12 protein-coding genes are annotated in these 13,035 nt (G+C 41.2%); 6 read left to right on the top strand and 6 right to left on the bottom strand.

All coding sequences use genetic code 11. The annotated features are described in order from the left end of the window. The 5 genes from PHV30_10140 to PHV30_10120 form a co-directional block, all read left to right on the top strand. A partial coding sequence (locus tag PHV30_10140) for a peptidoglycan DD-metalloendopeptidase family protein (protein MDD5457375.1) occupies nucleotides 1-663 on the top strand: 663 nt, incomplete at its 5' end. Between the two features lie 26 nt (nucleotides 664-689). Continuing rightward, nucleotides 690-1,859 carry a S41 family peptidase gene (locus PHV30_10135; protein MDD5457374.1) on the top strand — a complete coding sequence of 390 codons (1,170 nt, stop codon included), beginning with the start codon at nucleotides 690-692 and terminating at the stop codon, nucleotides 1,857-1,859. Further along, a complete protein-coding gene (locus PHV30_10130; protein MDD5457373.1) occupies nucleotides 1,856-2,797 on the top strand; it encodes a divergent polysaccharide deacetylase family protein in 942 nt (313 codons plus the stop codon). The genes PHV30_10135 and PHV30_10130 overlap by 4 nt, the downstream gene beginning before the upstream one ends. Nucleotides 2,798-3,032: 235 nt before the next feature. Continuing rightward, complete coding sequence (gene clpB, locus PHV30_10125; GenBank protein MDD5457372.1) at nucleotides 3,033-5,603, top strand: ATP-dependent chaperone ClpB; 2,571 nt, start codon at nucleotides 3,033-3,035, stop codon at nucleotides 5,601-5,603. Next, the gene (locus PHV30_10120; protein ID MDD5457371.1) at nucleotides 5,603-6,658 is read left to right on the top strand and encodes a glycosyltransferase family 9 protein; all 1,056 of its coding nucleotides are present in this window, start codon (nucleotides 5,603-5,605) and stop codon (nucleotides 6,656-6,658) included. Before clpB ends, PHV30_10120 begins: the two co-directional genes overlap by 1 nt. Here the strand turns inward: PHV30_10120 and mltG are convergent. The 6 genes from mltG to PHV30_10090 form a co-directional block, all read right to left on the bottom strand. After that, on the bottom strand, nucleotides 6,612-7,670 hold the full coding sequence (gene mltG, locus PHV30_10115; GenBank protein ID MDD5457370.1) for an endolytic transglycosylase MltG: 1,059 nt from the start codon (nucleotides 7,668-7,670) through the stop codon (nucleotides 6,612-6,614). The genes PHV30_10120 and mltG overlap by 47 nt on opposite strands. Beyond that, nucleotides 7,657-8,067 (bottom strand): Holliday junction resolvase RuvX, encoded by a 411-nt coding sequence (gene ruvX / locus PHV30_10110; protein ID MDD5457369.1) that lies wholly within the window; start codon nucleotides 8,065-8,067, stop codon nucleotides 7,657-7,659. The genes mltG and ruvX overlap by 14 nt, the downstream gene beginning before the upstream one ends. Nucleotides 8,068-8,135: 68 nt before the next feature. Further along, nucleotides 8,136-10,448 carry an alanine--tRNA ligase gene (gene alaS / locus PHV30_10105; protein MDD5457368.1) on the bottom strand — a complete coding sequence of 771 codons (2,313 nt, stop codon included), beginning with the start codon at nucleotides 10,446-10,448 and terminating at the stop codon, nucleotides 8,136-8,138. Further along, a complete protein-coding gene (locus PHV30_10100) occupies nucleotides 10,442-10,648 on the bottom strand; it encodes a hypothetical protein (protein MDD5457367.1) in 207 nt (68 codons plus the stop codon). The genes alaS and PHV30_10100 overlap by 7 nt, the downstream gene beginning before the upstream one ends. A gap of 12 nt (nucleotides 10,649-10,660) precedes the next feature. Continuing rightward, nucleotides 10,661-10,930, bottom strand: a complete 270-nt coding sequence (locus PHV30_10095) for a YtxH domain-containing protein (protein ID MDD5457366.1) — start codon at nucleotides 10,928-10,930, stop codon at nucleotides 10,661-10,663. Between the two features lie 252 nt (nucleotides 10,931-11,182). Continuing rightward, nucleotides 11,183-11,896, bottom strand: a complete 714-nt coding sequence (locus tag PHV30_10090) for a hypothetical protein (protein MDD5457365.1) — start codon at nucleotides 11,894-11,896, stop codon at nucleotides 11,183-11,185. Between the two features lie 126 nt (nucleotides 11,897-12,022). Here PHV30_10090 and PHV30_10085 point away from each other — a divergent pair, with 126 nt between their 5' ends. Continuing rightward, nucleotides 12,023-13,003: a hypothetical protein gene (locus PHV30_10085; GenBank protein ID MDD5457364.1), complete on the top strand. Its 981-nt coding sequence runs from the start codon at nucleotides 12,023-12,025 to the stop codon at nucleotides 13,001-13,003. The last annotated feature ends 32 nt before the right edge of the window (nucleotides 13,004-13,035 follow it).

Raw genomic sequence — 13,035 nt, 5'->3', positions numbered from 1 at the left:
GATATCAGGGAAAGAAAAGAACACTTAATGACAAAACAGGCCAAATTAAATGATAAACTGAGTTTTTTAAAAGATAAAGAAGAATATATCGGTATCCTTAAAGATCAAATACAAAAGAATAAAAATAAGCATGAGGTCTTGTACAAAGACCTGATGGTACAGAAAAATGAATATGAGAAAAGAATTCATCAGTTGGAGCAGGACTCGCAGGAACTTGAGAAACTGATAAGCAAAATGCAGCGTCAGTCGCAGAATCAGTCACGCATAGGTGACGGCAGATTTATCTGGCCGGTGCTCGGTGAAATAACTTCCGATTTCGGAGAGCGCGTTCACCCGATTTTCAAGGTAAAATCTTTTCATACCGGAATTGATATAGGTTCACCTACGGGTCGTCCTGTATTCGCTGTTGATGATGGTGTGGTAATGTTCTCCGGCAACTGGGGTGGATATGGTAAAACAATAATTATCGATCACGGGGCCATGACTACAACTCTTTACGCGCATTTGTCACAATATTTCGTTAAAAAATCAGTGGCTGTGAAGAAAGGCCAAATTATCGGGCTGGTCGGTTCTACGGGTTTATCAACCGGTTCGCACCTGCATTTTGAGGTGCGTATAGACGGCAAAGAGAAAAATCCAATAAACTATTTGCCAAAAAAATAAAAAAATTTTAAGATGATGAGGTTGTTTTGCAAATTATTATGAATAATTTTAAAAATATTAAAAAACTTTTTATCCTTTGTTTATTTTCTTTAAGTTTTTCTCATGGAACTAATTGGAAACTGCAGACCTTACAGGTTTATGACATTATCCAGAATAATTATGTGGAAAGTAATATACAGGACAGAGACCTTTCCTATGGTGCCATTAAAGGAATGCTGGAATCCCTGAATGATCCTTATTCCCGTTTTCTGGAACCATCTAAATACAGCGAAATGAAAGTAAATTTGCAGGGTAATTTTTACGGCATAGGCGTACATATCGGGATGAAGAATGACAAGTTAACCGTTATTACACCAATCCCCGGAACACCAGCCGATCGCGCCGGACTTAAGTCTATGGACGTGATTGTATCTATTAACAATGAAACTACAAATAAGATTTCACTGGAAGAAGCGGTTTCCAAGATCAGGGGTCCTGAAGGGTCAAAGGTTTCAATCACCATTAAAAGGGATACTGTTACAGATAACATCGTCTACACCATGCAGCGTGAAAAGATCGAGATAAAAAATATAGATGACAGTCAGATCATAACCGGCAACATAGGCTATCTGAGACTTATCAGTTTTGAGAGCAAGGAAGCTACCAGAGAAGTGGCCGATGCTCTTAAACTTTTGAAGAAAAAAGGGATGAAAAGCCTGATCCTGGACCTTAGGAATAACGGCGGCGGATTGTTATCTAACGCTCAGGGTATCGCCAGTTTATTCCTGGATGACGGCATAGTGGTTTATACCCTTGACCGCAACGGAAGCAAACTGGGAATACCTGTATTGCCGGATAAAAAAATTTTTGACGGACCGATGATCGTCATTATTAACGGGGCTTCAGCTTCTGCTTCGGAAATACTGGCCGGAGCTATCAAGGATTATAAAAGGGGCAAAATAGTTGGTACGCATAGTTTCGGCAAAGCTTCTGTTCAGAACATTATACCTTTAAATGACGGTTCGGCCATACTGCTGACTATAGCTAAATATCTTACTCCTAACGGCGACAATATTCATAATGTAGGTATTATGCCCAACGTGCAGATAGAAGTACCGTCAGAAGACATTAAGGCCATACAACAGGGTACTTATGTATATTCTACAGACAAGGATTATCAGCTGCAGCAAGCCATAAAAATTATCAAATCTCAATGAAATTCAAATGGGGCTGGATTGTTTTCGGCATAATTTTAGTTAACGTTTTTTTTATCGGTATTCGTTATTTGCAATTGCAAAGTAATATTGAGAAATTTTTAGAACCCAACCCCAATTATCCCGCCTCGAACAAATCCGAAAAAAATAATCAGCAAATCTCAACCGCCACAATACAGACAAATACAGTGCGCAAAAATATTAACAAAGTGGAAACACCCGTATTTCCGAAAATCGCCATTGTGCTTGATGATCTGGGAATAAAAACCGTAGATTATAACCTGCTGGATAAAATACCATACAAGCTTAACCTGGCGATAATCCCCGGCATGAAAGACAGCCGGATGCTGGTAAAGGAATATGCGCAGGATGGCAGATATGAAATTCTGCTGCATATGCCCATGCAGCCGATCATTAGGAAAGAAGATCAGGAAAGCAGATATATTGAACATCCCCGTCGTTACCCATATATACTTGAAACAAAGCAGACCGCCAAACAAATGATCAAGCAACTGGACAGTGCTCTGGATTCTCTGGAGGGCAGCGGTATAGTGGTAGGGTTCAATAACCATATGGGTTCCGCAATAACTTCATCAAAAAATATTATGAATACAGTTTTGAACTGGGGTAAAAGCAGGGAACTTTATTTTTTGGACAGTATGACCACAGCAGCGACAGTGGGTTATGAGCTTGCCAAAAAGAAAAAAATGCCTGCCCTGTATAACGAAGTTTTTCTGGATGGCACTGCTACCGAAGAATATATCGAGAACCAGTTGGCCAAAGCCAGAAGGCTGGCTTCAAAAAACGGTTATGTAGTAGTTATCGGGCACATTACCAGAGAAAAAACGCTGGAAACTCTGGTCTCGGAAATGCCGCGTATGGCTGAAGAAGGCTACGAGTTCGTTTTCCTTTCTGACATTTTAAAACTGTCTAAAAAATAGACAATTCCATCATATTAAATGAATATCACCCCGGATTTAATCCGGGGTCTGTGGCTAACAGGTAGGTCCCGCATCTGGTGCGGTATGACTTTTTATATATCTTCCTTGTGCCCAAAGCCCCAAGCTCCGAGCCTTCAGCATTGAGTAATTGGACCGAATATTAATTCGGTTCAAGTAATTTTGGTAATAGTATTGCACATATTCAATGTGCTAAAATTATCAAGGAGGGTGTCTTATGGTTAACTTAAATAAATTTACCTTAAAAGCTCAGCAGGTTGTGGAAAAAGCTTTTGAGCTGGCTTCAAATAATGATCAGCAGGAAGTAACCAGCCTGCATGTACTTAATTCCATGCTCACAATTGAAGACAGTATCATTACACAGATTATAGAAAAGCTGGGTGCCCGAAAAGAAGATGTGCTCGCGGAACTGGATAGGGCTATAAATAAACTGACCAAAGTTTCCGGGGTTGCGCAGCAGTATATGAGCAACGAATTGGGTTTGGTTTTTAAGGAAGCGCAGAAAGAAGCTGATCGCTTGAAAGACGAGTATATAACTAGTGAACATTTGCTTTTAGCAATGCTGGAGGTAAATTGTGAAGTAAGACCCGTATTGAAAGCCAATAATATTTCCAAAGAAGATGTATTGAAAATAATGCAGGACTTAAGGGGCACGGAACGAATAACCGAACAAAACCAGGAAGAAAGTTTTCAAGCCCTGAAAAAATACTGCAAAGACTTAAATGAACTGGCGCGCAGCGGCAAGCTGGACCCGGTTATCGGCAGAGATGACGAAATCCGCAGAGTTATACAGGTACTTTCCCGACGAACCAAAAACAATCCGGTACTTATCGGTGAACCGGGTGTCGGTAAAACCGCAGTGGTGGAAGGCCTTGCCCAGCGCATTGTAAATGGTGATGTGCCTGAAGTTCTAAAGAATAAACATATTGAAGCCCTGGATATGGGCGCTTTGGTGGCCGGGGCCAAATACCGCGGCGAATTTGAGGAGCGGCTCAAGGCTCTGCTCAAGGAAGTGGAAAAGGCCAGCGGCTCTGTTATCCTTTTTATAGATGAATTGCATACGATTGTGGGAGCCGGAGCAGCCGAAGGCGCGATGGATGCTTCCAATATGCTCAAGCCGGCGCTGGCCCGGGGGACCTTGCGGGCCATTGGCGCCACTACCCTTGATGAGTACAGAAAACATATAGAAAAAGATGCTGCTTTGGAAAGACGTTTCCAGCCGGTGTTTATTGCCGAACCGAATATAGATGATACTATTGCCATTTTGCGTGGCCTGAAAGAAAAATATGAAGTGCATCACGGTATTCGTATTCAGGACTCGGCAATTGTAGCCGCGGCGTATCTTTCCAATCGTTATATATCCGACAGGTTTTTGCCGGACAAAGCCATAGATTTAATTGATGAGGCTGCATCCAGACTGCGTATAGAGATAGACAGCATGCCTCAGGAAATTGATATTCTGGAAAGAAAAGGTGTACAGCTGGAAATAGAAAGGCAAGCTCTGAAAAAAGAAAAGGACCAGAAATCCAAAGAGCGGCTGACCAGGATAGTGGAAGAGATACAGGAGTTGAATGAAAAAAAGAATGTTTTGAAGGCCCACTGGATAAGGGAAAAAGAGATTATAAATGAAATAAGTGAAACCAAAAAAGCTATTGAGGAAGCCGGAAATAAAGCCCAGAAAGAAGAACGGCTCGGCAACCTGGAAACTGTTTCTAAAATTCGTTACGGAGAAATAGTAAGTTTGCAGAAAAAGCTGGAAGCAGCTAATAAAAAACTGCAGGATCTGCAAAAAGATAAAAAAATGCTCAAGGAAGAAGTGGATGACGAAGATATAGCTGAAATAGTTTCCAAATGGACCGGAATTCCTGTAGCACGAATGATGGAAAGCGAAACCAAAAAACTGGTACATATGGAAGAAAACCTGGCTAAACGGGTGATAGGGCAGAAAGAAGCTATACAGGCCGTGGCTAATGCGGTTCGTCGTTCGCGGGCCGGTATCGGAGACCCCAATAAACCCATTGGCACGTTTATGTTTCTCGGCCCGACCGGTGTGGGTAAAACTGAGCTGGCCAAGGCTCTGGCCGAATTTATGTTTGATAACGAGCAGGCTATGATCAGAATTGATATGAGCGAATATATGGAAAAACATTCTGTAGCCAGGCTGATAGGTGCGCCACCCGGCTATGTCGGTTATGACGAAGGCGGACAGCTTACCGAATCCGTAAGACGAAGACCGTTTTCTGTTATACTTTTTGATGAAATAGAAAAAGCGCATACGGATGTTTTTAATATTTTATTGCAAATTCTGGATGACGGCCGGCTGACCGACGGGCAGGGCCGTACTGTGGATTTCAAGAACACTATGATTATTATGACTTCCAATGTCGGTTCGGACCTGATACTGCAGGCCAAAGATGTTAGCGAGGTAAAAGAACAGGTTGTGGACAGGCTCAAGGTTCACTTTAAACCTGAATTTTTGAACAGGATAGACGAGATCATTGTCTTTACCAGTCTGTCGCCTGAAGAATTGAAGCAAATAGTAGCCTTGCAGCTGGAAATTTTAAAAAACAGGATGTTAACCAAAGATATAAAAATAACCTGCACTGACAAATTGATCGGCCATCTGGCAGAGGTGGGGTATGATCCGGTATTCGGAGCCAGACCCTTGAAAAGGGCTATCATTAAAGAGGTTCAGGATGCTTTGGCTATAAAGCTTTTGGCAGGAGAAATTAGCGCCGGGCAGGAAATTAAAGTAGACTTTAACGGCAAAACTGTGGTGTTTTCATAATGTTAAAATGGCTGGACCAAAACTTTTTGAAATGGTTTGTAAGGATATGGCCGAAAGACCGTGAACACCGTCAGCTTAATTTTAAACTGAACCGTATACTGCTGATACGTCTGGGGGCTATCGGCGACACGATTCTTCTGCTACCGTCTCTGGAAGCCATATTAAAAGCCTATCCGCAGGCAAGAATAGATATCCTGGCCTGGGATGTGAACGCTGAAGTATATAAACTTCTTGGGGATTATCCGCGCTTAAAATTAATAAGGTTTTCAAGTTACCGCGGTATGAAACCGCTTCTGAAATTAATGAATTTTGCCAGGGAGCATCGGTCGGAATATGACGCGGTAATAGACCTGGAACAGTTTTCCTATTTTACTGCTTTTCTTTCCAAAATGTTTGCCAAAGCTTTTACCTTCGGCTTTGATGTACCGGGAACCAATAGAAAGAATTTATACGACCATTCGGTGTTTTACGACCTTAACCGCCATGAATCATTGAATTTTTTTGCCTTGATCAATGAAGTTTTTCCAGCCGCAGTTTTCAAGCTTCCTGAAAGAAGACAAACCAAACCTGACAAGATACTCGGTATCCACCCTTTGTCCAAATGGCCGCAAAAAATCTGGCCACAGGAAAAGTTCGTGGAACTTGTCAAAGTTTTAAAGAAACAATATCCGGCTTTCAGGATTAAGATTTATCTGCCTGAAAATGAACCCTCTGATTTTTTTCGGGAACAACTGGCCGATAAAGCAGAGTTAATTACAGGAAAGACCATACCACAGCTGGCCTACGACCTGGAATCATTGTCATTGCTGATTGCTAATGATAATGGCATAATGCATCTGGCAGGGTACACGGGTATTCCGGTGATAGGTATTTTTGGCATGTCAGACCCTAATCAGTGGCATGCTTTTCACAATCTGGAAAATGTTGTGAAGATAGATATCGAATGCGCTCCCTGCAATAAACTGGGCCGAATGAAAGCCTGTAAAAATTATCGCTGTATAAACGAGATCAGCGTTGACCGGGTTTTGGCGCAGGCAAAGAAGCTTCTCGGTTGATTTTATTTACCCACTGCTCATGTTCCCTGGCTGTTTTGGAAAAATGATGGGTGCCGTTTTTTAAAGAAACAAAGAAATAATAGTCTGTACTCACAGGATATAAAGCTGCCTTGAAAGACTTGATCCCCGGGTTGGAAATAGGGGATGGAGGCAGGCCGGCATGCAGATAGGTATTATATTCGCTTGGAATACGCAAATCCTCAAAACTTAAATTTTCAGCATGAGGCAGTCCCAGATTGTAGCGGGCATATTCTACTGTAGGACAAGAGCCCAGTGCCTGATGCCGTTTCAGGCGGTTAATGTAAACCGAAGCAATCACCGGTCTTTCTTCATCTTCTTTAGCTTCGTTTTCGATAATGGAAGCCAGGGTTAGCAGTTCGTAAAATGAAAAAACGCGGTCTTCGCGGTAAGAATATCTGTGGCGCGAATTTTTTCGCAGGTTCAGATATTCTTCATAAACCGGGACCATTTTGGTTTTGAAATTATCCAGCATGGTATCTGCTATTTTTTGCAGGGGTGTATAGAAATCAAAGAAATAAGTATCTGGAAACAGTAAACCTTCCGGGCTTTTTATTTTGTCTTTATCAGTAAGATAAGGAAATTCATCACGTAAATGTTTTATATTTTCAGTATTTGAAAAATATTCAATAAAAGCATTAGCAGTGATCAGGTCTTTACTGCTGAGCAATTTGTCGATCTGATAAATATTATATCCTTCGGGAATAGTGATTTTTACATAAACCAGTCTGTTTTTGTCCTGCAGTTCCCGGATAATTTTGCCTGTGCTTACTTTTTTGTCCAGACGAAAAAGCCCGGAGTAAAACACCGGTTTGGTCTTTTGCAGTTTGACTTTTATTCTGAACCATAAAGTACTGCGGATAATTTTGTGTTCCTTAAGGATGTGAGAAATTTTCGCTGTAGAAACGCCTTTGGGGATAAGGATGGTAACCTCATCGGCCAGACTGAAAGAAAGCAACAGCAATAGTATTATCAGAAATTTATTTTCGCGCATTTTTTTGATCTAAAAAAGACTGTAAAATCTGGGTAGCTTCCAGAGTATCCTTAAGTTCCCTCCTTTTTCTGGTGTTCACATTCATGCTGGACAGAGAGCGGTCCACAATTTTGGAAGTAAGTCTCTCATCATAAAACTGCACGGGCACGGAAATTTGTTTTTCCAGACTGGCTTTGAATTCCTCCACCTGATTGGTCATGGCAGTGTTTTGACCTTTCAGGTTCGTAGGCTTGCCCAAAACTACAAGCTCCACATCTTCTTCCAGAATCAATTTTTTAACTTCGGGTATCAATTTATTTTGCTCGGCTTTGCCTCTGGGGAAAGCCATTTTTTGCTGCATATCGGAGATACTTATGCCTATATATTTGGTGCCGAAATCCAGTCCGATTATTTTCATGGGTTTATATGTCACCCTGAGCTTGACGAAGGGTGACGTGAACACGAGAGTTTGATTTTTTCATATTTTTAGACTGATAATTTTTCCAGAATTAAATCTTTAAGTTTGGTTATGGCCTGCGGTATTTTTTCCAAATTTTTACCTCCGCCCTGAGCAAAGTCCGGTTTACCTCCGCCATTGCCTTCCAGTATCTGCGACAGTTCTTTTATCATGTTCCCGGCATGAAGCTTGTATGTGTTCACCAATGCCGGATCAATTTTTATAAATACCGAAACTTTTTGTTCATCTTTGTTTTTTATGAACAAACAAAGTATATGGCCCAGCTTCTGATGCAGGCTTTCCATAAGTTTTTTGGCATCAATATTTATGTCTGCTCCTGTTTCCAGTTCAGCAATATATATATCCTGATTTTTAATTTTTTCCGGCTTCAGATTCTCCAGCTTGTTGATGATGATCTGGTTTTGCAGTTCCAGAGATTTTTTTAGAAGCTGGTTATTTTCTTCGGCCAGAGTTTTAACTTTCTGCACAATTTCCTGATGATTTATTTTGTAATCCTGAGAAAGAGTATCCACCACCTGCATTTTCTGGTTTACATAACTCAAGGCGTAGCTGCCGGTGATAGCTTCTATGCGTCTTACTCCGCTGCTTATGGCGCCTTCGCTGATAATTTTAAACAGCCCGATATCACCTGTGCGCTGCACATGCGTTCCTCCGCAAAGCTCTTTGGAAAAATCGCCCATACTGACCACACGTACTTTTTTTTCATATTTTTCTGTAAACAGGGCCATGGCTCCTTCGGCCAGAGCTTCGTCATAGCTCTTTTCGCAAATATCCACGGGCAGATTATGCATTATTTTATAGTTAACCAGCTTTTCCACTTCGGAAATTTGTTCCGGTGTAAGAGCTTTGGGATGGGTAAAGTCAAAACGCAGTCTTTCCGGAGAAACCAGCGAGCCCGACTGGGTAACATGAGTGCCCAGCACATCGCGTAACGCGGCTTGCAGTAAATGGGTCGCGCTGTGATGACGCGCCATTTCGATGCGGTCCTGTTCGGTTTTGGCGATTATCGCTTCGCCACCGATGGGCTTGTCTTCCTCGCTGCTATAAAATACAGCGCTGGAACGGGCACGTTCTTTTTGCTCCTCCATAAGTTTGTTAAAACCTTCCACATCTACCGTAACATTTTTTTCTCTGGCGATTTCCTGGGTAAGTTCCAGAGGAAAGCCATAAGTATCAAAAAGCTTGAAAGCGTCTTCGCCGTTTATTTTTTTCTTATCAGCTATGATCTGGCCAAGCAGATTCAAACCAAAATCCAGAGTTTTGGAAAAATTGCTTTCCTCGGTTTCGATAATATCCAGAATGAGCTGTTTATTTGTCTGAAGTTCGGTATAAAAAGAACCATATTCGCTGATAACAGTTTCGGCCAGGCCGGCCAGAAAATTGGTTTTGATATTTAATATCCTCCCGTGGCGTATAGCCCTGCGCAATATTTTTTTCAGAATATAGCCCCGGCCGTCATTGCCGGGAAAAATCCCGTCACCTATCATAAAGGTGGAAGCGCGGATATGGTCCGCGATAACGTACAGCGATACTTTATTGCTTTCTTTGGTATAAGTTTTTATTTTATTCAGAATAGGCGTAAATAAGTCTGTTTCAAAATTGGACTTCACATTTTGCATCACAGAAGTGATACGCTCCAGGCCCATACCCGTATCGATATTTTTTTTGGGCAGAGGCGTGAGCTTGCCGTTTTCGTCTTTGTTATATTGCATAAAGACCAGGTTCCAGATTTCCACATAACGGTTACAGTCGCAGCCTGGCGCGCAATCCCCCGGATCCTCGCATTCGGCATCCGGGCCGTTATCATAATAAATTTCCGAACATGGTCCGCAAGGCCCGGTTGGCCCTGATTCCCAAAAATTATTATTTTTATCCAGCCGGTAAATCCTGTTTTTGGGAATCGCCGCGTGTTCAGCCCAGAGTTCGGCAGCTTCATCGTCTTCCTTGTAAACGGAAATATGCAGCTTGTCTTTAGGTATCTTCATTTCCTCTGTCAGGAATTTCCAGGCAAAGATGATCGCGTCCTTTTTGAAGTAGTCGCCAAAAGAAAAGTTGCCCAGCATTTCAAAAAATGTATGGTGCCTGGGTGTGCGGCCTACATTATCTATATCATTAGTACGAATACATTTTTGAACGGTAGTGGCCCGCTTGAAAGGCGCGGGTTTCTGGCCCAGAAAATAGGGCTTGAAGGGTAGCATTCCGGCAATGGTCAGCAGTACTGTGCGGTCTTCCGGGACCAGCGAAGCGCTTTTCTGAACTGAATGATCATTGTCAGCGAAAAATTTTAAAAAACGTTTACGAATCTCTGCTGAGCTTAGCATTTATCTTTTTTTTTACAGAAATGCCTGGGTGCTTTGGTCAGTAAAGAAATCCAGAAATGAATATCGGACATATTACCGGCGAATTTGGATATTTTTTTTGCCGCGGACACGAGCCTGGCTATCAAAATAATCAACAGCAGAAAAAAGACAATGATTAAAACATCTACAATAATGGTCAGCACCTGAATTATAGATTCCATATAAAGTCCTTTCTACGCGCCTTTTTTGCGATGTTTTACTTTTTCATCAATTTTGTGAGAGACATTATCTATCATATCATCGATCTGCTCTTTGGTTTTGCTGATCAGTTCTTCGGCAGACTCTTTGGTTTTATCCATCATGTCTTTGGAATCGGTAATGGCTTTTTTCAGATAGTCACGGGTTTCTTTGCCGGCTTTGGGGGCAAAAAGCAAGCCTCCGATCGCTCCGACCAGAACTCCTAATATCAGGTACGCACCGTGATGTTTGTGATTTTCACTCATGGCAACATCCTTTCTTTAATTCAAATTATCCTAAAACTTTCTAGTCATTGGCTTCTTCGCAAATGCTCCTCGCAATGACAGAGCAATTTATTCCGGACATCTGAATTAATCTTAATTATAGTCATTTTATGATTTACAAAATCTAAAGTCAATGAGCAACTCACCCGGCTTCACTAAAGTTACGCCTAGGCAAGTCGTCGAGGCAGGTGGGGTCAGGGGAATACGGGAATACAACAATCCTTATCCGAGAGCTCAGGGGCAGGTTCCAGCAAGAACAGGGGCAATATATTTTTCTTCCAGTTCTTTGATCTTACCTTCGTTTTCTAACAGTCGGCATACTGCCAATATGTTGGCCACAATTTCTTTTTCTTTTTCGTCGGGTTTTTTTAACCAGGCAGATGTCAGCCTGATAAAAATCAGAGGCAGATACATTTCTTTGAAAAAGTAATCCTCAAATTTATTCAGTAGAATAATAAACAGCGCCAGATCATTGCTATTATTATAGACAGCGGAATCCTCTGTTAACTTATAGATAATGTCGCGGAACCTTTCCACAAAAAGAATACGTTCCTTCCTGATTTCTGTAAGAGAAAAGATCATTTTTTCCATGATTTTAGCGGCTCGATTTATATCCAGCTGCTCTTTATGCAAAGAAAAACCAGGCAGAGGTTTGCGCAGTGGATTATTATCAAAAAGCAGGAAAATGTATTTCACCAAATTATCTGTGGTCGCTGGTGTTCGGTCCTGCCATTTGTCATATAAGTTGTATTCTCTGGAAAATGGCCGGAAATTTTTCCAGGTTTCCGAAAGGCCGGTGAGGGCTCCGCTGACCTTTTTGCCGATGGTGTCCAGGGAAATATTTATTCCCGGCATGGCATACAGATAATCTTGAGTTAATTCTCTTTCCATAGCGTCCGTTAAAACGATGTCAGGATAATTTTTTAAGCCGATTAATTTGTTATGCATAAATCACCTTTAATATTAAATTATTTATTAAATATATCGGATGAAATTTGGAATAACTCGGCTAAATTGGGTTTTGTTTAATCAAACCCCTTCCTCGTCCTTTAAGACTCGCAATTAGTAGAAATCATGAAATATTTAAAAAAGTTATCCGATAACTTAAATGTAAAAAAAACAGGTATAAATATGCAATACAAAATCGTCAGTACATTATCTGAACCTGCCACATCGCCTGCGTTAATAATCACGTCAGCAGGTACCTTAATAGGTACTGAATTAACCCCTACCGCTTTGCATCTGCAGAGGATTTATAATAAAGAAACTTCTTTGCCCCAAAAAACTTATCTGGTGGAAGAAGTGGACAGGCAGATAAGACATGGATACAGTCTGGAGGCTTCGTTAAATCTCACTGCGCTTGAAGTTTCCATAGGAATTATTTCTAAAAAATTAGGTGTAAGCGATTACTTCGGCACATATAATAATTGTTTAAACTCTTCAAATTGTAAAGATTATGGAGTTTTCTCCAAATTCAGGCAAAAAATGGGTATAAACACCCCGTATATTTTGCGCGAAGATTTGCTGAGCTATATTATGAACAAGGACTTAACTCCGATAGAATTTGATTATCCGCGGCTTTTTCTGTATTTACACAATTTGAATAAGGATAAGTTTTTTACTTTTCTGATCGGTGCTTTGCTTGCGAATAGTTTTACTGATCATACAGGAGATAAAATTTATCAATATCTTGATGCTGTCCTGAAGCTTCACGATGTTAATCCGGCTCAAATAGCGAATTTGCTGCCTGCTTTCAGCCTCACCGGCAATGATATTTTTGCTTATACGTCCTTATCAATAGCAATTGGAGCCGCGTTGAATATTTTGCAGACGACAGGAATCAATTATTTTTTTCATAAAGGCGGAACAGACTGGTTTTTCCATTCAGAGCGGTTTTTTAAGAGCAGTTCATCATTGGAAAAATGGGTAACCGAGGACTATGATTTGACTACTCTTGCTTATACAGGCTCAATCGATACAGCCCGAAAGCCGGTATCTCGCGATATTTCTAAGATTATCTGGCAAGCCAGACAAAGAAATATGGGGATGATTTAATTCTTTCTTTAATTCAAAGAAAACAAATCCTG

Source organism: Candidatus Margulisiibacteriota bacterium, assembly GCA_028715625.1.
In the GTDB taxonomy this organism is placed as follows: Bacteria; Margulisbacteria; Riflemargulisbacteria; order GWF2-35-9; family GWF2-35-9; genus JAQURL01.
Note: the sequence above shows the minus strand (reverse complement) of the source record. Positions and strands in the feature narration are given on the sequence as shown.